Origin of the sequence: Methylophaga sp. SB9B (assembly GCF_004832235.1) — a bacterium.
Classification (GTDB): domain Bacteria; phylum Pseudomonadota; class Gammaproteobacteria; order Nitrosococcales; family Methylophagaceae; genus Methylophaga; species Methylophaga muralis.
The window spans coordinates 82,577-102,864 of the sequence record NZ_SSXS01000008.1 but is presented as its reverse complement, the minus strand read 5'-3'; the positions used below and the strand labels follow the sequence as shown (position 1 = coordinate 102,864).

The window sequence follows — 20,288 nt, the reverse complement described above, 5'->3', positions numbered from 1 at the left end:
GGGCGGGACTGCAGCAACACAGGAAGTGTTTATCGAACATGTCGGTATTCCAACCATGGCGGCGATTCCTCAAGCGGTTCAGGCACTGCAGGAAATGGGCATGCACCGCAAAGTGCAGTTGATTGTTTCCGGTGGTATTCGTAACGGTGCTGATGTCGCCAAGTGCATGGCATTAGGTGCGGATGCAGTGGCAATCGGTACAGCGGCCTTGATCGCGTTGGGATGTAACGATCCTAAATACGATGAAGAGTTTAAAGCGATTGGTTCAGCGGCCGGTTTTTATGATGATTATCATGAAGGTAAAGATCCGGCGGGTATTTCCACCCAGGATCCTGAGCTCAGTAAACGTCTGGATCCGGTTGAAGGTGGTCGTCGTCTGGCCAACTATCTGCGGGTACTGACCATGGAAGCGCAAACTTTGGCACGTGCCTGCGGTAAAAACGATATGCGTCATTTGGAACCGGAAGATTTGGTTGCATTGACGGTTGAATCCGCTGCCATGGCACGGGTTCCATTAGCTGGTACCAACTGGATCCCTGGCGCCAATAATTATTAGCAACGGATTACTTTACCGTTAGACCGAAAAGGGCAGATGCTGCCTTTGATTAGTCAGACCTGAAGAGTTTTTACCCCCCCTCTGTTCAGGTTTGGTGAATTAAAGGTTGTCTCTGCCCCCTTTTTTTGAATTTCTCAACACCGATCATCCCCCGCATTTAGCCCCGTCAAAACAGCTACCCCCTTGGTAGTAATCCCTCTTGAGAATGTTGCCAACACTGACTTTCAGTTAATTTTGTTAACCATCATTAAACAAGCAGGATGAAAGTCAGATGAGCAGAAATTCGATACTCAATGTGCGTCACCGTGAACTGGGTTCAACGCTGGATGGAGATACCTGGAATGACATGCCGATTCCCTGGTCTTATCACACCGATCCTCATGATGAAGTCGTCGCAGTTCGTACTCGGGCTGGCCTCTATGATGTGTCCGGACTGAATATTGTTAATGTCACCGGTCCCGCTGCACTGAAAATTCTGGATCAACTGGTCACCATTGATGTCACCAAACTTGAACCGGGCAGTGCTCGCCTCGCTGGTGAAGTAAATGAAGCCGGTGCGCTGGTCGATGACATTATGGTGATTTGCGATGCCAAGGATAAATACCGTTTATCCCATGGCGGCGGCATCACTCAACAAACCCTGGCCAAGCTGGCGGAAGGTGAAGATGTCCTGGTCGAACAGGATATGGATGTGCATATTCTGTCACTGCAAGGCCCAAGAGCAATTGACGTATTGAATCCTGAACTGGATTTTGATTTGGCGGAATTGGCCTATTTCAAACACGTTGAAACCACTTTGTTTGGCCGCAGTGTCACGCTGTCCCGTGGTGGATATTCTGGTGAGCAGGGTTATGAAGTTTATTGTTCATCTGCTGATGCGATTTATTTGTGGGACAGCATTCTGGATAAAGGTCAGCCTTTTGGCGTGATTGCTTGCTCGTGGGACTCACTGGATCTGACCCGTGTTGAAGCTGCCTTGTTGTTCTTTCCATTTGATATGCCTGAAGGCGATACCACCCCGTGGGAAGTGGGCATGGACTGGTGCGTCGATCTGGATAAACCGGGTGATTACATCGGCAAACAAGCAGTGTTGGCTTTGAAAGGTCGTGAACGGGTCAAACAAGTTGGTCTGTCTTGTGATTATCCCGGTGCTGTGCCGGTGGGCGCCAAAATCCTGATTGATGGTAAAGAAGTTGGCGTAATTACCAGCCCGAGTTTCAGCCGTTATCTGATGCAATCCTTATCGTTGGCACATATCAAACCGGCTTATTCGCATATCGGTACTAAAGTGGTGATTGCAGCCGAAACATCGATTAACGCCACCATAGTGAAAACACCATTTTATGATCCAATGCGTTTACGCACGCATCCTGTTAAGTAAACAACGCATTGAAGTGGAGGTTTGAATATGGAAAAAGGCTATTCAATCAAGAGTAAACCCATCTATGGGACGTTAGTGTGGCAAGAGCATGCGATGCATCATGTGGTGATTGCCGAAGGTGAGGGTGGTAAAGCCTTGTTGAAATTGTTTCAACAAAAACTGCCTCGTGAACCGCTTTCAGTGCTGTATCTCGCTGCTGATCCACAGGCTGAAAAATATGCTGTCACCGTGCAAAAAGTGGTTAACGAGCCAATTACTCTCAGTGATTCTCAAGCCGAATTACTTGATGCATTGAAAACCACATTAGACAGTTGCTATATGGGAACACAGTTTTACGTAGCCGGTACCGAAGGCTTTATCTGGGCAGTTGCAGGGGTGTTACGCGAAGCGGGTGTCGATGATAAGAATGTGTTCAAGGAGCTTTGCGGCAGCCTGGGCAGACGCCTGTATTGCGTGCATTGCAAAACCACCAATGAAAATGTTCATCACAATATTCACGTCTGCACTGGCTGCGGTCGTCACCTGATTGTCAGAGAACATTTTTCTCGTCTGATGGGCGCCTATATGGGATTTATGATTGATGCGGAAGTGCCCGGTGAAATTCCAGCAGCAGAGGAAATTTATCCATGAGTCAGTTAAATGTCATCGTCACTGCGGTGGAACCCATCACCGATTTAGTTAAACAGTTTACTTTTGAGTTAGAAGACGGCGGCAAATTACCGTATTTCTCCGGCGGCAGTCATGTTGTCGTTGCGATGAATATTGATGGTCGTGTTCACCGTAATGCCTATTCGCTAATGGGACCGACCAGCGACAACGGCCGTTATACCATTGCGGTGCGTAAACAAGAGAAGTCTCGCGGTGGTTCGGTATTTATGCACGAACACGTCAAACCCGGTTCACGGCTGCAAATAACTCCACCAACCAATTTGTTTTCCATTAACAAATTGGCCAAAAAACATATTCTGGTGGCTGGTGGTATTGGCATTACCCCGTTCATGTCACAAATCAGTGATTTGAATCGTCTCGGTTATGCCTATGAGTTGCACTATGCCTATCGCAGTGCAGATCAGGCAGCATTCCGTGATCAATTGAAAAAGCTCTGTGGCGACAAAGTGCATTTTTATGTTGACGATGAAGGTCAGCGAATCAATTTCACCGAGTTATTAATTCAACAACCATTGGGTTCACACGTTTATGTCTGCGGACCAAATGCCATGGTGAATTCCTTACTGTTAATGGCTCGGGAAATGGGCTGGCCGGAAAACGCCTTGCATAGCGAGAAATTCCTGGCCCCGGCAACGGGTGAGCCGTTTGTGGTTTCATTAAAACTGTCGGAAACCGAAGTGGTGGTCCCCAGTGAAATGAGCATGCTGGAAGCATTAGAAGAAGCGGGTATTGATGCACCGTATTTATGTCGTGGCGGGGCATGTGGTCGTTGTGAATTAGAGGTAGTGGACTGTGATGGTGAACTGATTCATCAGGATGTCTATTTATCCGATGCTGAAAAAATTAGTGCAAACAAAATCATGCCCTGCGTTTCACGGGCGCATTGCTCGCGCATGGTTGTGAATCTTTGAGGAATACCACTATGAATATGGCTTTTAAACAAGAAACTTTACGTGACGATTATACCTTCAGTAATTCACCTGAATCGGTCCGACGTTTTCCATTTCCGTTTGATGAAGACGAATACATGTACAGCGTCAATATCGAGCCGCATGATGCCGGTCCACCAGGAGCTGTGACTGAATATGCCATTGATATTGATGAACATTATCTGACCGAATGCGAAGAACGGCGCATTGTGCTGGAAGATGATCATGGCCGTTATGTCGCACTGCCACATATGATGGATGCGCAGTGGGATATGGTTGAGCTGGTGATGACTAATCTGGCGAAAGACTATCCGGAATCGTTTCAGTTAACACAGGATGGTGACAACTGGCATTGGGTGAATCAGCCACTCGGCATTGATCAAAAGTTTGTGTTTGGGGATACCTCAACGTTGCCAATGGAGCCGTTTGAATTTATCAGCCGTCAGGTACAGGGCGACTGGGTGATCATGGATCAACGTGAAGATGATCTGTTTGCTGACCTGGGCATTGTGACAGGACAAGCCGACTGGTCGGTGGCATTTGATGCCGGAATGTCATTTAAGGAATGGCATGCACCGGTACCACATGCACCGGAAATGGGGATTTTTGATCGGGCTCTAAAATATCTTCTGCATCTGCAATATGGCAGCCCTGTCAGACGCACTAACTGGCGGATGTGTGTTAACCCGCGGTTAGATACATCCTCTGAAAAATGGCATTTATGGGGACCGGATAATGTCTCGGTCACCGCGGAAAATGTCGCAGAGAAAGTCTATTTACGGGTCGAGTTACAAGCTTTATTCAGACTGCCACGCAGTAATGCCATTGCCTTTAGCATCCGCACTTATATGGTGAGTCTGGAAGATTTGGCAATGTATCCGCGGTGGATTAAACGGTTGTATCGTGTATTGAACAGTTTGCATCCTGATTTGGCCGAATACAAAGGCCTGAACAGCTATTTGCCGTATGTTCTGGAATGGTTGAAACCGCAAGACGATGGTGAAGTTTTGCCTAAAGGCACTCAACCGGAGTAGTTAACTCGCGGTATTGAGTGATTCAATATGCTGCAAACCTTGCTGTAATTGTTCAACACTGCTGGCCTGGATTTCGGTGACCACACCTTCCAGCGCCAGCAGTTCATTGGCATTGGAAAATACACCTTTACCTTGCTCGAAGACCCATTTGATTTTTCCGGAGCGAGTCACCAGCCGATAAATCAGCTGAAACGATTGCTGACGGAATAATTGCCCTTGCACATAATCCCAGGCGCGTTGTTTGTCGTCTGGATGCATCAAGTTCATATAGCCGTGCGGCTGCGAATTAACCACTTCATAAGGCTGATATTCAATCAGCTCGTGGCAACCACTGCTGACATATTCCAGGCTCCAGAAGCGATCATTTTTACAGCGATACACCATCACCGAAATATTGTTCATGATCATATCGGTAGTGGATCTGGCGTTGGCCCGTAATGCGGCTTCGGTCTGTTTCTGCCGACTGATATCAGTCAACGTGCCGATAATGCTGCTGTGTTCACCTCGCAAAAGTGAAGTGGTGTTGGCACGTAAATCCACCCATTGCAACAGGCCGTTTTTAGTGAGCATACGAATATTTAGTTGAGTGCGCTGGCGTTTGCCATCGGCCAAACCGTTAAGCCTGGCCTGTGCCAGTACCTGATCTTCGGGGTGAATAAAATCAATTAAAGGTTTATTTAATGATTCTTCAACGGTGTAATCGAGTAGCTTGAGCCAGAAAGGCGTTAACAGAATAAGCTGCATTTCGGTATTTAAATGAAAAATGGTCTGCTCAAGTCGTTCAAGCAACAAGTTGGAATGCTGCTGATCTGTGGGTGCATTTACCGAAGCTTGTAAATCACTGGGGGTGATTTGTAGTTGCTGAACTAAAGGATAACCAGCAATTTGCAACGAAGTGATTGTGAGTTCGGCCGGTAACGTGCTGCCATCAAAACACAGTAGTCGTATATTACTGACCGGCAATGATTCATTATTTTCGCTGCTGAAAATAGTATCCAAGCGGGCATGGTGTGACGGATGGATCAGATTATTAAGTGGCATATCGATAATCAGATCTTGCATTTCTGACATGCCGATCAACTGCAAAAATGCCGGGTTGGCATATTTAAGCGTAAGGCCATCCACAATGGCAGCCGGGCTAGTCATTGTAGAGGGCAGATATGTAGACCACTGATGTGAAATATCATCTGACAAAGCGTTTTTTCGGCTGATGGCCTTGCCAACAAGTGGTTTAATACTGTTTATTAGCACAGACAGACTTAATATAAGCGTGACGCTGAATAATATGAGAAATGTTGAATCGATGCTGAAACTGTTTTGCCAGACAATCAATAACCCAAACAGAACACTGAGACTGCCAAACCACATGAAAAATAATAACAATGGTGTGAAGTTCTGCTCAGGTATTCGATGTTTCATAGTCGTGTCTCAGTAAGCCATGTCTGACAATAACGGATATTTTCAACGTTTGCGCCAGCTTTGGCATCATAGATCGTTGTATCAACGTTGGATTATTCTGCTGAGTGGCATGTTACTCAGCTGCTGGTTGATATTGATGTTATCGCTGTTGCAATCAAGCACTGTAAAAAAACAGCAGCAAGTAATCGAACAACTTCAACAACAAGCCATTCAGAGTGAGAATTCAGCGGCATTGCTGGATTCGTCCAGTATGCAAAAACTGCAGGATAATGAGCAGAAAATCAATTGGCTGCTGGCGCTACAGGTCGCGGTGTTTATCGTATTCTTGCTGTTAACGGCGTATCTGATGGCGAATATGAGGCAGCTATTTTTGATTAGACTCGCTGCATTATCACCATCTACAACACCTGATAACGGACACCCCACCATAGATGAAATCACCCGTTTAGAAAATACCATTGAACAACTGCAAAAGCAGCAAAGCGGTTATCAAGCCGAAATGGCCTGGGCACGGCGCACCGGCACACAATTAAAACGACTGATCACTGCCCAGGCTTTTCTCGCGGAATGGGTGGAGCAGGTGCAGCAGGAAATACCCAATGAAGCCAATCAGATCCGTATGCTGTATTCGTTGGAACGGGCATTGGATCTGCAAAATGTGGCATTAATCATGACACAAACTACCGTGGTCAAAACCGAACAGATTTTGTTTTCACATCATGCGCCGGTTGAACTGAGCGAAGAACATCTCGAAACCTTACTGGCAGGCGGCATGTTCAGTGGTGAGTGGCAAAACCAGGAAAAAGAAACGGTGAATGTCACGGCACTGGGATTTGCCTTGCAACATGACAAGTTGGGCATTCTGCTGGTGGAAATGCCGGTTTCCAGATTACTTGATGCTGCCGAGATCACCTTGCTGGAAACTTTAACCGGCTTGCTGGCAATAAGTTATCGCTACCAAAATTATGATTCGGAAGGGCGGCGGCTGGCGATTTTGGAAGAACGTGCTGCGATTGCTCGCGAATTACATGATTCACTGGCACAGTCACTATCGTTTATGAAAATTCAAGTTTCCCGCCTGCAATCCTCCGCCGACCAACAGAAACAAACTGCTGTTATTAAAGAACTACGCGAAGGATTGGACAATGCTTACCGTGAATTACGTGAGTTATTGTCGACCTTTCGGGCGCATATGGATTTACGTGGCCTGGGTTATGCAGTACAAGCGACGATTGATGAATTTACCCAGCGCTCATCATTGCAGATAAAACTGGATAATCGACTGGTGAACTGCCGCTTAACGGTCAATGAGGAGTTTCATGTGTTGCATGTGTTGAGAGAAGCGTTATCCAACATCGTGCGCCATGCTGGTGCAGACAATGTCAGCATCTTATTAAGCCTTCGCGACAATGGTGAAATTGAACTGACGCTAGACGATGATGGGGTAGGATTTAAACCCGGTACTGAAACCTATGACCATCATGGACAAACTATTATGAAAGAGCGCGCCCAGAATCTCGGCGGCAAAATTGAAGTGATGAGTCGTCGTTGGGGCGGCACCCGAGTACAACTCTTATTTAAACCCAAACTGGCACAATAAGCTGATGAAAGATAAACAGAGCCTAATCCGCGTTTTACTGATTGATGACCACCCTTTGTTCCGTAAAGGCGTAGGACAGATGATTTCTGATGATCCGGGCTTTGAAGTGGTGGGTGAAGCCGACTCGGGTGAGCAGGGTATTAGTTTGGCGCAGCAGTTATTACCGGATGTGATCCTGCTGGATTTACATATGAAAGGTATGGATGGCTTGGAAACGCTACGCCGACTCAAAGCCACCGATATACAAGCAAGTTGCGTGATGCTGACCGTATCAGATGCAGAAGAAGATTTACTTGAAGCATTACGTGCTGGGGCCGATGGTTATCTGTTGAAAGATATGGAACCAGAGCAGTTGCGTGACAGCCTGATCAAAGCCACCAAAGGCATGACCATAATTCAGGACCGTCTCACCGATATTCTGACGCGTGCAGCATTATTTCCTGAAAGCAAAAACTCAAACGATGCGGCCAATTTAACGGAGCGGGAAAATCAAATACTCGATTGCATCGCCGCTGGAATGAATAACAAGACCATTGCCCGTGAGCTAGGAATCACGGATTCAACGGTCAAAGTGCATATCAAAAACCTGCTTAGAAAACTTAATTTGACTAGCCGTCTCGAGGCAGCAGTCTGGAAGTTTCAGCAAAACAATTCCAAATAAGCTGTTTAGTAAACACTCCTCATTCAACCAAAGTAGTGATGGGTTTCGCTGGTTTAGCGCTTGCCTGTTTTATCATCATTGAACCATTTTGGTGCGCCCGAACCGTAGAGGTGCGGAAATCGGGAATATTTTCCTGTTTTTAGCGGGCCAAAAAATCCCAACCACCTGTTTTTAATAAATTATTCATCTTGGCATAGAAATTTCATTGTTTCGTCGGGGGAAAATTTATTTCATTTAAATCAACAGGAGCGAGTAATGAAAATGATAACGGCGATTGTTCGCCCGCATGCTCTGGAACTGGTTCGAGAAGCCATTCATAACGTGGGTGTATCCGGTCTTACGGTGACCGAAGTAAAAGGCTATGGAAGACAAAAAGGCCATAGCGAAATGTACCGGGGGGCGGAATATACGGTTAATTTTCAACCAAAATTAAAACTTGAATTGGTGGTGAGTGATGAGGATGTGACCAAAGCCATTGACGCCATTACAGCCAGTGCCAAAACCGGAAAAATTGGTGACGGCAAAATTTTCGTTTCACCGCTGGAATCAATCGTTCGTATTAGAACGGGTGAAACCGGCGAAGCTGCTATTTAGGAGTTCACAATGGATACGCTTGTAATAGAAGTGAGTTATGCGCTAGACACATTTTATTTTCTGATGTGTACAGCGCTGGTTATGTTGATGGCAGCTGGTTTTGCCATGTTGGAATCAGGGTTGGTACGCAGTAAGAATACTGTCGAAATCCTTAATAAAAATGTATTGCTCTATGGTATTGCCTGCCTGGTGTACTTCGTTGTTGGTTATAACATTATGTACCCAGCTGACCCTGTTAACTCGTGGATTCCGGGTATTGATTTCTTCCTCGGTGAAGATAACAGCACCGAATCTGTTTTAGCAGGAGGTGAAGGCGCTCCATATTACTCAGCTATGGCTGATTTTATCTTCCAGGCGGTGTTTGCTGCAGCGACTATGTCGATTGTTTCTGGTGCCGTTGCTGAACGTATGCGTCTGTGGCCGTTCCTGATCTTTGCTGTATTTATGGTTGGCTTTATCTATCCGGTAGAAGGTTACTGGAAATGGGGTGGTGGTTTCCTGGATCAACTGGGCTTCCAAGACTTTGCCGGTTCCGTTGTTGTACATATGGCCGGTGCAGCCGCCGCGTTAGCTGCCGTTATCATCATTGGCCCACGTAAAGGCAAATATGGCAAAAACGGTGAAGTTCATGCGATTCCAGGTGCCAATTTACCGATGGCAACATTAGGTATGTTTATCCTTTGGTTTGGCTGGTTCGGTTTCAATGGCGGTTCAGAATTAAAAATCGCCAATATCGAAGAAGCTAACGCCGTTGCAAAAATCTTTGTGAACACCAATATGGCGGCTGCAGCCGGTATGGTCGCGGCTTCATTGCTGGCCAGATTCCTGTTTGGCAAAACTGACTTAACCATGACGATCAGTGGTGCATTAGCTGGTCTAGTGGCGATTACCGCCGAACCATTATTGCCAAGCCCAGGCCTGGCTTTAATTGTCGGTGCAGTCGGTGGTGTGGTGCTGGTGTTCTCGGTCATCTTGCTGGATAAAATGCAGCTTGATGATCCGGTCGGTGCTATCTCGGTCCATGGCTCAGCGGGTATCTGGGGGATCTTTGCCGTACTGTTCAGCAACCCGGATGCAACGATAGCGGGTCAGACAATTGGTACCGTGGTGACCTTTGCGTGGATGTTTATCGCTTCTTATATCGTACTGTCGATTATCAATAAATTCGCCAAGTTACGTGTTAGTGAAGAGGAAGAAATGGAAGGTATGGATATCCACGAATGTGGTATGAATGCTTATCCGGAGTTTACTTCTGATAAATAAAACGAGCAGTGTTAACGCTTGAACAAAAACGCCGGTTTTAAGCCGCGTTTTTTTTGTTTGTTATGTTGACATAGTTCAGTTGTTTTTCGGATGACTAAGTTTTAAAACACTTCAAAAAATTATCAATAAATAAAGTTATAAAAGGTCGATGAATGTACAATTTTTTGCTTTTTGATCTTCTGGGCCAACATTGGATGAAGAATGGCGTTTTTTTGAAAAAAGTATCGAAAAAAAATTAAGCTTAATCCGCTTGCAACCGCTACAGACATTAATATTCACTTTCGTTATAAAGCCCTTTCCACGGAGTTTAAATGCAGTTTATTAATAACCTTCCCATCGGCAAGAAAATCTTCAGCATAGTTATCGTACTAGGTCTGATGCAGATTCTTATTGCAGCATTGGCCATCGTTAAAATGAACGATATTTCTGCTGAATTTAATGTGATGTATGAAATGGCCATCCCATTGGAAAGTCGCGTTACACAAACCAGTCAACTGCAACTGAAAAAAACCATAGCCTTACAAGAACTGTTGGCTGATGCCCGATCAGGCGCTTCTCGCAGTGTGATTAAAGGCCATATTGAAGTTATTGAAAATATTACGATTGAAAACGCTCTAGGACTTCAGGAAATTCTGACGATCCTGGAGGATGCTGAAAATAAAACTTTGCAAGCTGAATTATTAGCAGACGTCGCCAGCCTGGAACAAAGTACGGCCAAAATTGTGGAGCAGCAGGAAAATTATCAAAACTATGTTGATAGCGCGATTAAAGTCATTCAACGCGGTGGAAGCATGTCAGGTGGCGGTTACCTCTCGGCAGCTGAGCAACAAACTTTAAAAGAAATTGAGGCGGATTTGTTTCTCACACTTGAGAGCATGCAAGCCACTATCGGCAACATTAGTCAGCGAACGATTGCTGGTGTCCAGCAAGTCCAAGCTGCAAGCTTGTACAGCCTAATCGGTCTGGCTGCTGCTGCACTTATCATTGGTCTGCTGATTTCAAAAGTCATCATCAGCAATATCGTGACGCCGATTAAAGAGGTAATGAACACGCTAAGTGCGATGGCGAAAGATAATGACCTCACCAGACGGATGCATTTTGATAGCACTGATGAAGTCGGTGCAATGGGCAAAACCTTCAACAATTTTGTTGAAAAACTGCAAACTCTGGTCGTTGGAATTGCTTCAGCTTCTGAAGAGCTTTCAACCGCTGCCGAACAAACATCAATTGTTACTAGTGCAACCAACCAGAATGTTGCGAAGCAGCAAAATGAAACCAACCAGGTTGCATCAGCCATCACCGAAATGACAGCAACTGTTCAAGAGGTGGCGATTAATGCTGAAAAAGCCTCCACAGCAGCGATAAATGGTGGCAAGGATTCTGACAAAGGCCGTAAAGTCGTTGAGGAAATTGTGGGTTCAATCAATCAATTGGCTTCAGAAATTAATTCATCAACCACCGTCATCAGAGATTTAAAAGCAGGCAGCGAAAATATCGGCACGGTGCTGGTAGTGATCAAAAACATTGCTGAGCAAACGAATCTACTGGCACTCAATGCGGCTATTGAAGCTGCCCGTGCAGGCGAACAGGGCAGAGGTTTTGCCGTGGTAGCGGATGAAGTCCGTTCACTTGCCCAAAAAACCCAAGATTCAACCAAACAAATTGAAGGCCTGATTTCTTCACTACAACAAGGTTCAGACCATGCGGTCACCTCCATGGAGCAAAATCGAAACAGTATCGAGGGCTTGGTTTCAAAAGCGGTGAATGCCACCGATTCGCTAAATGCAATCAGTCAATCAGTTAATTCAATTACTGATATGAACACCCTGATTGCCAGATCTGCCGAAGAGCAAAGCCATGTCGTTAACGAAATTCATAATAATGTTTTGAATATTCAAAACGTTTCAGAAGACACAGCTTTAGGTGCTGAGCAAGTTGCACAAGCCAGCCATCGTATAGCAGAGCTCAGTGAGGCTCTGGAAAGAATGGTCAGACAATTTAAGGTTTCTTGAGTATTTTCATCACCTTGATGTTCCAAAAAATGCCGGCTTTAAAATCATGGGCTTCACTCGCCTTTTTTTGGTGAGTAAGCTGCTGTGTGTCTTGATTTCGTTCATCGATAACGGTATCGTAATACCAATTCCTTATCGATGTGTGGTGTCATGACTGAAGTAACCGTTTCTCCGAAGTATCAGATTGTAATTCCTAAAGAAATTCGTGAATCGATGGGCATTGTGTCGGGGCAGAAAGTCCAGATCATGTCCTATCAGGGCCGAATCGAGGTGATTCCACTCAAGCCAATGAAGGAAATGCAAGGCTTTCTTAAAGGTATTGATACCACTGTTGTCAGGGAAGAAGATCGGATATGAATGTTGTTGATTCATCGGCCTGGTTGTCGTACTTTGCCGGCGACGACAACGCTACAGTGTTTTCGGAGGCAATCGAAAAACTACCAGAGTTGCTTGTGCCAAGTATTACGATCACAGAAGTTTTTAAGAATGTATTGCGCCAACGTGGTGAAGAAGCAGCTTTGATCGTCACCGCGCACATGAAGCAAGGCAAAGTTATCCCCCTGGATTCTGATCTAGCAATGGATGCCGCAAAATATGGTGTGCTCCATAAGCTGCCTTTGGCTGACAGCATTATCTTCGCCACCGCTCAAAAGCACGCTGCAGTATTGTGGACGCAGGATAATGATTTTGAGGGATTGGAGAATGTCAGGTACTTATCCAAGAAAAGCACATAATAATCACAGGTACTGCGATGTATTTTCATTGCGGCTTCGCCTTACTCTAAAGCCTTTTGTTCTGAGACGCTAAAGCGAAATTATTACTCGTACTGATACCATAATTGAGCTATTAACAGACTTTCATCGGACACTTTGTAAACTAAACGGTGTTCATCGCTAATACACCTCGACCAATATCCCGAAATACTATGTCTATGTCTTAACAGTTCAGGTTTACCACTTAAAAGACAGAACGAAAATAACAATTCGCTGTTAATACTTTGGTAATGCTGACGATTCAGAATGGTTATACATAAGGGCATTTATTTTTGTCTGAAGCTCTTCTAATAATCATTGTCCGAAAAACTTACATATAGAAACCAACGACAAAGTTACCGTCCCCTAAAGGAGAAAATCACAATGCAACGACTATCGAAACTCACAGCGGTTTTTGCTGTAGGTCTTTCAGTTGTAACTGCTGGTGTATGGGCCACAGGAAAGGCTGAATCTGGCTGGGTTTCATTGTTTGACGGTAAGGCTATTGGTAGTGAATGGAACCAGGTAGGTGAGAGCAACTGGCGGGTAGAGGACGGTGTGATCGTTGCTGACAAACTCACGAGTGAAGATGCCGCACACCTGGTTACCAAAAACAGCTATAAGGATTTCCAGCTATATGTTGAATTTTGGTCAAGTGATGATGCCAATAGCGGGGTTTTTCTTCGTTGCCAAGATCCTTCGGCAATTACGTTACGGTCTTGCTATGAGGTCAATATTTTTGACCAGCGCCCAGACCAGAGCTACGGCACCGGTGGGATTGTGCTTTTCGCCGAAGTAGATCCGATGCCCAAGGCCGGTGGTCAATGGAACACTTTTGAAATTACTGCTAAGGGTCGGGACATCATTGTAGTTCTCAATGGCGAGACGGTTTCAGAGCTGAATAACGGCTTATTTACCGAAGGGCCAATTACTCTGCAACACGCCGCAGGTGAGATCAAGTTCCGAAAGGTGGCGATTAAGCCTTTGTAACTTCACGCTGTTGGAAAATAACTTGAGCGAAATTTCAACTTAACGTTTAGCTTTTTGTAACCACTTATCCAGTTGATTACCAAACGCTTGTCTGTCGCGCTGATTAAAAGTGGCGGGGCCGCCCATATGTTCACCGCTGCTGCGCATAGTTTCCATAAAGTTACGCATAGTGAGCCGGGCGCTGATAGTGTCGGTGGTATAGAGTTCGCCTCTGGGATTCAATGCTAATGCACCTTTTTCAATGGCTTCGGCAGCGAGCGGGATATCTGCCGTAATCACTAAATCACCTTTTTGCAGGCGTTCGACTATTTCATTATCAGCCACATCAAAACCAGATTGTACTTGCTGGAACTTGAGAAATGGTGAGGGCGGTAATCGTAAACTGTGGTTAGCAATAAAGGTGGTATGTGTTTCGCTCCGAGTGGCAGCACGATAAAGAATTTCTTTTATCACCACCGGACAGGCATCAGCATCGACCCAGATTTGGGGTTTGCGTGGTTCAACTTCGGTCAATTTATTTTCCAACTGGCGGGTACGATCCACCTGTTTGACTTTAATATGAATCGCGGCTTTGGCCATCAGATGCGCACTAACCGGCGCTGTGATAAACAAGAACAGCGTGACCAGAATTTCATGCAGGCTAACACCATCAGTTTTAAGGCTGAAATGAATAGCGGAGGCGACCAGAATGGCGCCTACACCCAAAGTACTGGCTTTAGTTGGGCCGTGTAAACGCATATAGAAATCGGGTAGTTTAAATAAGCCAATTGAACCGACCAGCGTAAAAAACGCGCCCAGTAAAATCAAAATTGCTAAGGTCCACTCAAGCATAATTGCCTCTATTCCATTATGTCGCCGCGCAGCAAATATTTGCTTAGCGCCAGCGTGCCCATAAAGCCCATTACAGCGATTAACAATGCCGCTTCAAAATACAGCGCACTTTGCAGGTTGATTCCCAGCAAAATCAGCAGGGCAATGGTGTTGATATATAAAGTGTCCAGCGCCAAGATTCGGTCCGGCACACTGGGGCCGATAATCAGCCGGATAAAACTCAGCAGGATCGCGATGGCGACCATGACAAAAGCAATTGACAGGGCCAGATTCAGCATAAGACAAAGATCTCCAGCAATGGCTTCTCGAATTTGCGGTAAATTTCAGCTTTGATTTCTGCCACGTCATCAATGTGTAAAGCATGGATCAATAAATAACGCCGGTCTTCGGTCAAATCACAGCTGACTGTGCCGGGTGTTAATGAAATGGTATTCGCTAACAAGCTGATGCCAACCGGGCTGGTTAATTGCAATTCATAATGCAGAAAACCCGGATTGAGTTTCTTTTGTGGGCCGAGGATCAACTTTGCAACAATGACATTGGCAATCAAAATATCCCATAAAACGTAGAGGATATAATGCACCAGTTTCCAGGGTCGACGAATGTTAATTTGCTCGGGCCAATAGCTGGAAGTCAGCCACGGAATAAAGACTGCTAAAGCGCCACCCAGTACGATATGTCCCGGATCTATGCTGTTATTCAGTAATAACCAGATCGCCCATAAAATCAGGGTCAGTAACGGATGGGGAAAGATACGCCGAAACATCATTTGCCGTTTTCTCCATGAGGAAGCGTCGTTAATACGGCATCAATATAAGCCTGTTGATCGTATAACTGAGCAGCGATTTGGCTACTCATCTCATTTAATGGTTTGGCAAATATCACCATTAACGGGCTGACCAGCATTAACATGATGACTGCCACAAATGCGGATTTATTTAACGGTGTTGATTGTTCCGATTTATCTTTTTTCACGCTGTAAAACATCAATGAGCCCGAACGGCAAACTGCCACGATCATCAGTAAACCGGCAACCAATACCACGCCTAAAATAGCCGCGAACCATGGATGACTGAGTGCTGAGTTCAGAATCATTACCTTACCGAAAAAGCCTGACAACGGCGGCATACCAGTCAAGGCAATAGCGAGCACCATAAAAACTGATCCCACAATGATCGGACGATCAATAGGAATCGCTTTGGTCAGTGAATCCGCATATGTGCCACGCCCTTTGAGGATGACATCAGCGACTAAAAACATTGCCGCGCCCAGCAGGGTGGAATGTATTAGATAGTAAAAAGTGGCTGTCAGTGCTAATTCATTGTTAACACCAATAGCAATCATCAAGGTCGCTACTGACGCTAAAATCAAATACGCCACCTGACGGCGTAATGCCCGAGCGGCTAATACACCTAATGCAGCCAATGCCAAAGTGATTAAGCCAAGCAGTAAAACCCATTGAACATGAACAAAGGCCAGATCACCTGCTTGTTCGCTAAAGATGGTGCCATGCACCCGGATAATTGAATACAGACCAACTTTGGTCATGATGGCGAATAGCGCAGCAACTGGTGCCGAGGTATAGGCGTACGCACCGGGTAACCACAAATACAAAGGAAACATTGCTGCTTTAATACCAAATACCACCAGCAATAACACAGCTGCTGTAGCGACAATACCTTGATCTTCTGGTGACACGGTTTTTACTGCAATAGCCATATCCGCAATATTCAGTGTACCGAGGATGCCGTAAAGCGTGCCGACGGCAAACAGGAACAGCGTCGAACCTACCAGATTGATCACCACATAATGCAGACCGGCGCGAGTACGCAGACGACCGCCACCATGGAGTAATAAACCGTATGAGGCGAGTAGCAGAACTTCAAAAAACACAAACAGGTTGAACACATCACCGGTCATAAATGCGCCGTTAAGACCAAACAGCTGCATTTGGAACAACACATGGAAATGTTGCCCTGTTTATCGGTATCGGTGCGTATGGCGTACCACAACGCAGCCAATGCGAGTAACGAGGTTAACAGCAACATCATCGCTGATAAGCGATCCAGCACGATGACAATACCAAATGGTGCTTGCCAGTTACCGAGCAAAACTACTTGCTGTACATCGCTGCTTGCTAGATTGAAACTAACCAGACTGACACCGACCAGCAAGCTCACTAATATCAGGTTTAAGATGCGTTGTGTTTGAATGCCGGCAGGACGCGCCATCAGCATCAAGATGCCGCCAATTAATGGCAACAAGATGGGCAAAATGGTGAACGGACTCATGATGCGCTCCGTTCGGAATCTGTTTTGTTATTGTGTCGCTTGGCTTTGCGTTCATCATCAGAGCGATGCAGGCCATCAACATGATCATTGCCCAGTTCACTACGCGCTTTTAATGCTAGAACGATTAGAAACGCTGTCATACCAAAGGCAATAACAATTGCGGTTAACACTAATGCTTGGGGCAGAGGGTCGGTGTAACCAGCAGCAGCAGGATCAATAACTGCAGGAAAGCCAACCTGCAAACGGCCCATGGCAAACAAAAAGACATTAACCGCATAGGCAAGCATGGTCAGCCCCAATACGACGGGAAAAGTTCTGGCTCTCAGCGTTAAATACACGCCACAACCGGTCATAACGGCAATGACACTGGCAATTAGCCACTCCATTAGTTCACTTCCTCTTTTTTGATGTGATGCGATGCATGACTGAGTTTGCCAAGCTCTACCAGAATCATTACCGTGGCACCCACCACCACCAGGAATACCCCTAAATCAAAGGCTATTGCACTGGCAACTTCAAATTTGCCGACAACAGGCCAAGTCAGATAAGTAAATGCGGTTGTCAGGAACGGATAGCCAATAAACATCGATACCACGCCAGTCAATGTGGCAATCAATAAGCCAATCCAGATCACCCGATGCATATCGATTCGTAAACGCTCATTGGTCCAATCAATACCATTAGCTAAGTATTGTGAAATCAAAGCAACCGAAGCAATCAAACCAGCAATAAACCCACCGCCCGGCAGATTATGACCACGCAGGAAGATAAACACCGCCACCATCAACATTAGCGGGAACAGTAAACGTGTCAGGGTCTGCATAATAGGCGGATGTGGATCATGACTCCAAACCAATCCATCGACATCTTTTGTTGGTGCAAACAGTTTCAAGCCTTCCAGCATGGCAAATATACCTAAACCGGCTAATGCCAATACTGCAATTTCACCCAAAGTATCAAAACCACGGAAATCGACCAGAATGACATTGACCACATTGGTACCACCACCACCCGGTTTGGCATTTTCAATAAAGAAGCCAGAGATAGGTGAGTAATCGCGGCTCAACACCGCCATGGCTAAAAAGAATACTGAAACAGCAGCGGAGACAGAAATGACGCCATCACGAGTAAAGCGAATATAGCTGCGTTCCTGCGGTGTGTGTTGCGGCAAAAAGAACAAGGCCAGCAACAACAAAACAATGGTGACGACTTCAACGGATAACTGTGTCAACGCCAAATCCGGTGCCGAAAACTTCACAAAGCCCAAAGCCACAATCAGACCGACTACCCCAATAGCGATTAATGCGACCAGTCGTTTATGGTGGAGTATGACCGTCAGCAAACTGGCCACTATGAGAATCAGTGACATTAATAACGTAATGACATCGGCCTCCATCATCACACGATTGCCGATCAATGGTGAGTTGAACTGGAAGAAGGTAATGATACCGAGAACCAATGCACCACCAATTACCCACGTAACTGCTGGTTGTAAGGTGGTTTGATCGAAGGCATCGGTAACTTTTTTCGACAAACGGATAAATTTCCACAGTAGCCAATCAAAAACGCCTTGCCATCAAGGCTATGCAGACCTTTTTCATTCCAGGCGAATAAACGATGGCGCATGGTGTAAACCGCCACACCTAAAACTAAGGCAATGAAACTCATCAATAATGGAATATTAAAACCGTGCCAGATAGCCAGACTGAATTCAGGCGCTGCGGTTTGCAGACTTGATGCCACAGCCACTGTCAAAATAGGGCTGATTAAATACATCGGGGCAATCCCGACCAATAAACACAGCACTACCAGGATATCTACTGGGATTTTCATAAAGCGTGGTGGCTCATGCGGTGTTTTAGGTAGATCAATGGGGTCGCCATTGAAAAACACATCATGGATAAAGCGCAGTGAATAGGCGACTGAGAAGATGGCGGCGAGTGTGACCAATGCTGGAATGGTCCAGATAGCAAGCGGTGTTCCAGAAGCACTAATCGCCTGTTCAAAAAACATCTCTTTACTCAAAAAACCATTCAACAAAGGAACACCTGCCATGGCTGCTGCAGCAATCATTGCCAGTACAGCCGTGTGCGGCATCATTTTGAACAGACCATTAAGCTTACGCATATCACGGGTACCAGACTCATGGTCGATAATACCAGCGACCATAAATAGCGAGCCCTTAAAAGTAGCGTGATTGATGATGTGGAAAATTGCGGCAACTAATGCCAGCTCACTGCTAAAACCAAACAGCAGGGTGATAAGACCCAAATGACTTAATGTTGAGTAAGCCAATAAACCTTTTAAATCATGTTTGAATAAAGCAACGTAAGCACCGAGCAGAAGGGTGATCAAACCGGCGGAACTGACCAGCCAAACCCATTCCGGAGTGCCGGATAAGGCTGGGAAAAAGCGTGCTAACAAAAAGATACCAGCTTTAACCATGGTGGCGGAATGCAGATAAGCCGAAACCGGAGTGGGGGCCGCCATTGCATGGGCAGCCAGAAATGAAATGGAAATTGAGCTGATTTGGTAAATACACCAAGCAAAATCAAAACTAATGTCGGCAGATATAAGTCATGCCCTTTGATCAAGTCACCAGAAGCTAATACATCCGTTAACTGATAGCTACCCACAATATGACCGAGCAGTAACACGCCACCCAGTAACGCTAATCCGCCGCCACCGGTCACAGCAAGTGCCATACGTGCACCTTGACGGGCATCCTGACGATGTTGCCAGTAACTGATAAGCAGGAATGAGGTGATTGAGGTGAGTTCCCAGAACACCACCAGTTGAAGCAGATTTTCCGATAAAACAATGCCAAGCATCGAACCCATAAACATCAGCATGTAGGCGTAAAAACGGCCCATGGAATCTTTTGCAGACAAGTAATAACGGGCATAGATAATTACCAGCAGACCAATCAGTAAGATTAGTAGCGCAAATAACAGTGCCAGACCGTCTAGTCTAAAAGCGATGTTGAAACCAATAGATGGTAGCCAGGACCATTGTTGAATAATCGTTTCACCAGCAAAGACAAATGCCATTGAAGGGAATAGCAGCGCCAGAGTCAGTAAGGTGGTTATACCGGCTACCCAGGCTGAGGCTAATCTATTGTAGCGGGTGGCCCATGCAGCAAAAGGGGCTGCAAAAAAAGGCAATAAGGCGGCAAGTGGGAGATTAAAACTGAGTAAGCTCATGGCGGCTGGTGTGATCCCTGTCGATGCTAGACGATAATCGTTTCAGCATTAGGCTTAATAACTCTAAAATATTGTCTTGGTATTTATCTCAAAAGCTAAGCCG

At 45.7% G+C, this 20,288-nt stretch carries 19 protein-coding genes and 3 pseudogenes; 13 read left to right on the top strand and 9 right to left on the bottom strand.

Annotated elements, in window-relative coordinates; translation table 11 throughout:
- The 5 genes from E8Q33_RS16065 to E8Q33_RS10130 all read left to right on the top strand — a co-directional run.
- On the top strand, positions 1-556 hold a 556-nt coding region (locus E8Q33_RS16065), incomplete at its 5' end, for a glutamate synthase-related protein (RefSeq protein ID WP_247870031.1).
- Between the two features lie 271 nt (positions 557-827).
- Entirely contained in the window at positions 828-1,937 is a 1,110-nt protein-coding gene (locus tag E8Q33_RS10145) for an aminomethyltransferase family protein (RefSeq protein ID WP_136554544.1), read from the top strand.
- Between the two features lie 27 nt (positions 1,938-1,964).
- Entirely contained in the window at positions 1,965-2,567 is a 603-nt protein-coding gene (locus E8Q33_RS10140) for a dimethylamine monooxygenase subunit DmmA family protein (protein WP_136554542.1), read from the top strand.
- Positions 2,564-3,517 carry a PDR/VanB family oxidoreductase gene (locus E8Q33_RS10135; RefSeq protein WP_136554540.1) on the top strand — a complete coding sequence of 318 codons (954 nt, stop codon included), beginning with the start codon at positions 2,564-2,566 and terminating at the stop codon, positions 3,515-3,517. The genes E8Q33_RS10140 and E8Q33_RS10135 overlap by 4 nt, the downstream gene beginning before the upstream one ends.
- Before the next feature lie 11 nt (positions 3,518-3,528).
- Positions 3,529-4,569, top strand: a complete 1,041-nt coding sequence (locus E8Q33_RS10130) for a DUF3445 domain-containing protein (protein ID WP_136554538.1) — start codon at positions 3,529-3,531, stop codon at positions 4,567-4,569.
- Here E8Q33_RS10130 and E8Q33_RS10125 read toward each other — a convergent pair whose 3' ends face one another.
- Entirely contained in the window at positions 4,570-5,988 is a 1,419-nt protein-coding gene (locus tag E8Q33_RS10125; protein WP_136554536.1) for a PAS domain-containing protein, read from the bottom strand.
- Between the two features lie 19 nt (positions 5,989-6,007).
- On the opposite strand from E8Q33_RS10125, the gene E8Q33_RS10120 reads away from it, so the two are divergent.
- From E8Q33_RS10120 to E8Q33_RS10090, 7 genes are all read left to right on the top strand, one after another.
- On the top strand, positions 6,008-7,588 hold the full coding sequence (locus E8Q33_RS10120) for a histidine kinase (RefSeq protein WP_136554534.1): 1,581 nt from the start codon (positions 6,008-6,010) through the stop codon (positions 7,586-7,588).
- A gap of 4 nt (positions 7,589-7,592) precedes the next feature.
- Entirely contained in the window at positions 7,593-8,249 is a 657-nt protein-coding gene (gene narL / locus E8Q33_RS10115; protein ID WP_136554533.1) for a two-component system response regulator NarL, read from the top strand.
- A 255-nt stretch (positions 8,250-8,504) separates the two neighbouring features.
- Complete coding sequence (locus tag E8Q33_RS10110) at positions 8,505-8,843, top strand: P-II family nitrogen regulator (RefSeq protein WP_069295884.1); 339 nt, start codon at positions 8,505-8,507, stop codon at positions 8,841-8,843.
- A gap of 9 nt (positions 8,844-8,852) precedes the next feature.
- On the top strand, positions 8,853-10,106 hold the full coding sequence (locus E8Q33_RS10105; protein WP_069295885.1) for an ammonium transporter: 1,254 nt from the start codon (positions 8,853-8,855) through the stop codon (positions 10,104-10,106).
- A 311-nt stretch (positions 10,107-10,417) separates the two neighbouring features.
- Positions 10,418-12,118, top strand: a complete 1,701-nt coding sequence (locus tag E8Q33_RS10100) for a methyl-accepting chemotaxis protein (RefSeq protein ID WP_136554531.1) — start codon at positions 10,418-10,420, stop codon at positions 12,116-12,118.
- 150 nt (positions 12,119-12,268) lie between these two features.
- Positions 12,269-12,475 (top strand): AbrB/MazE/SpoVT family DNA-binding domain-containing protein, encoded by a 207-nt coding sequence (locus tag E8Q33_RS10095; protein WP_069295934.1) that lies wholly within the window; start codon positions 12,269-12,271, stop codon positions 12,473-12,475.
- A complete protein-coding gene (locus E8Q33_RS10090) occupies positions 12,472-12,852 on the top strand; it encodes a type II toxin-antitoxin system VapC family toxin (RefSeq protein WP_136554529.1) in 381 nt (126 codons plus the stop codon). Before E8Q33_RS10095 ends, E8Q33_RS10090 begins: the two co-directional genes overlap by 4 nt.
- An 83-nt stretch (positions 12,853-12,935) precedes the next feature.
- On the opposite strand, the gene E8Q33_RS16780 is transcribed toward E8Q33_RS10090, so the two are convergent.
- Positions 12,936-13,157, bottom strand: a complete 222-nt coding sequence (locus E8Q33_RS16780) for a type II toxin-antitoxin system YoeB family toxin (RefSeq protein WP_136554527.1) — start codon at positions 13,155-13,157, stop codon at positions 12,936-12,938.
- A gap of 97 nt (positions 13,158-13,254) precedes the next feature.
- Here E8Q33_RS16780 and E8Q33_RS10080 point away from each other — a divergent pair, with 97 nt between their 5' ends.
- On the top strand, positions 13,255-13,860 hold the full coding sequence (locus E8Q33_RS10080; protein WP_136554525.1) for a DUF1080 domain-containing protein: 606 nt from the start codon (positions 13,255-13,257) through the stop codon (positions 13,858-13,860).
- Positions 13,861-13,899: 39 nt separating this feature from the next.
- Here the strand turns inward: E8Q33_RS10080 and E8Q33_RS15670 are convergent, their stop codons facing one another.
- From E8Q33_RS15670 to E8Q33_RS10050, 7 genes and pseudogenes are all read right to left on the bottom strand, one after another.
- Complete coding sequence (locus E8Q33_RS15670) at positions 13,900-14,373, bottom strand: YaiI/YqxD family protein (RefSeq protein WP_069295889.1); 474 nt, start codon at positions 14,371-14,373, stop codon at positions 13,900-13,902.
- Positions 14,374-14,691 (bottom strand): annotated as a pseudogene (locus E8Q33_RS15665) (Na+/H+ antiporter subunit G); the annotation flags it as partial.
- 8 nt (positions 14,692-14,699) lie between these two features.
- Positions 14,700-14,969 (bottom strand): K+/H+ antiporter subunit F, encoded by a 270-nt coding sequence (locus tag E8Q33_RS10070; RefSeq protein WP_069295891.1) that lies wholly within the window; start codon positions 14,967-14,969, stop codon positions 14,700-14,702.
- Complete coding sequence (locus tag E8Q33_RS10065; RefSeq protein WP_136554521.1) at positions 14,963-15,460, bottom strand: Na+/H+ antiporter subunit E; 498 nt, start codon at positions 15,458-15,460, stop codon at positions 14,963-14,965. The genes E8Q33_RS10070 and E8Q33_RS10065 overlap by 7 nt, the downstream gene beginning before the upstream one ends.
- A pseudogene (locus E8Q33_RS10060) lies at positions 15,457-16,982 on the bottom strand (monovalent cation/H+ antiporter subunit D). The gene E8Q33_RS10065 and the pseudogene E8Q33_RS10060 overlap by 4 nt, the downstream one beginning before the upstream one ends.
- Positions 16,979-17,368, bottom strand: a complete 390-nt coding sequence (locus E8Q33_RS10055; protein ID WP_069295893.1) for a Na+/H+ antiporter subunit C — start codon at positions 17,366-17,368, stop codon at positions 16,979-16,981. The pseudogene E8Q33_RS10060 and the gene E8Q33_RS10055 overlap by 4 nt, the downstream one beginning before the upstream one ends.
- Positions 17,368-20,185: pseudogene (locus E8Q33_RS10050) on the bottom strand (monovalent cation/H+ antiporter subunit A). The gene E8Q33_RS10055 and the pseudogene E8Q33_RS10050 overlap by 1 nt, the downstream one beginning before the upstream one ends.
- Positions 20,186-20,288 lie beyond the last annotated feature (103 nt).

Bases quoted from the DNA above. Each gene is read 5' to 3' on its own strand.
- E8Q33_RS10130 (WP_136554538.1), top strand. From the start codon at position 3,529: ATGAATATGGCTTTTAAACAAGAAACTTTACGTGACGATTATACCTTC.
- E8Q33_RS10095 (WP_069295934.1), top strand. From the start codon at position 12,269: ATGACTGAAGTAACCGTTTCTCCGAAGTATCAGATTGTAATTCCTAAA.
- E8Q33_RS10065 (WP_136554521.1), bottom strand. From the start codon at position 15,460: ATGATGTTTCGGCGTATCTTTCCCCATCCGTTACTGACCCTGATTTTA.
- E8Q33_RS10055 (WP_069295893.1), bottom strand. From the start codon at position 17,368: ATGGAGTGGCTAATTGCCAGTGTCATTGCCGTTATGACCGGTTGTGGC.
- E8Q33_RS10100 (WP_136554531.1), top strand. From the start codon at position 10,418: ATGCAGTTTATTAATAACCTTCCCATCGGCAAGAAAATCTTCAGCATA.
- E8Q33_RS10125 (WP_136554536.1), bottom strand. From the start codon at position 5,988: ATGAAACATCGAATACCTGAGCAGAACTTCACACCATTGTTATTATTT.
- narL (WP_136554533.1), top strand. From the start codon at position 7,593: ATGAAAGATAAACAGAGCCTAATCCGCGTTTTACTGATTGATGACCAC.
- E8Q33_RS10140 (WP_136554542.1), top strand. From the start codon at position 1,965: ATGGAAAAAGGCTATTCAATCAAGAGTAAACCCATCTATGGGACGTTA.
- E8Q33_RS10120 (WP_136554534.1), top strand. From the start codon at position 6,008: ATGTCTGACAATAACGGATATTTTCAACGTTTGCGCCAGCTTTGGCAT.
- E8Q33_RS10080 (WP_136554525.1), top strand. From the start codon at position 13,255: ATGCAACGACTATCGAAACTCACAGCGGTTTTTGCTGTAGGTCTTTCA.
- E8Q33_RS10070 (WP_069295891.1), bottom strand. From the start codon at position 14,969: ATGCTGAATCTGGCCCTGTCAATTGCTTTTGTCATGGTCGCCATCGCG.
- E8Q33_RS10135 (WP_136554540.1), top strand. From the start codon at position 2,564: ATGAGTCAGTTAAATGTCATCGTCACTGCGGTGGAACCCATCACCGAT.
- E8Q33_RS10090 (WP_136554529.1), top strand. From the start codon at position 12,472: ATGAATGTTGTTGATTCATCGGCCTGGTTGTCGTACTTTGCCGGCGAC.
- E8Q33_RS10145 (WP_136554544.1), top strand. From the start codon at position 828: ATGAGCAGAAATTCGATACTCAATGTGCGTCACCGTGAACTGGGTTCA.
- E8Q33_RS10110 (WP_069295884.1), top strand. From the start codon at position 8,505: ATGAAAATGATAACGGCGATTGTTCGCCCGCATGCTCTGGAACTGGTT.
- E8Q33_RS10105 (WP_069295885.1), top strand. From the start codon at position 8,853: ATGGATACGCTTGTAATAGAAGTGAGTTATGCGCTAGACACATTTTAT.
- E8Q33_RS16780 (WP_136554527.1), bottom strand. From the start codon at position 13,157: ATGCCCTTATGTATAACCATTCTGAATCGTCAGCATTACCAAAGTATT.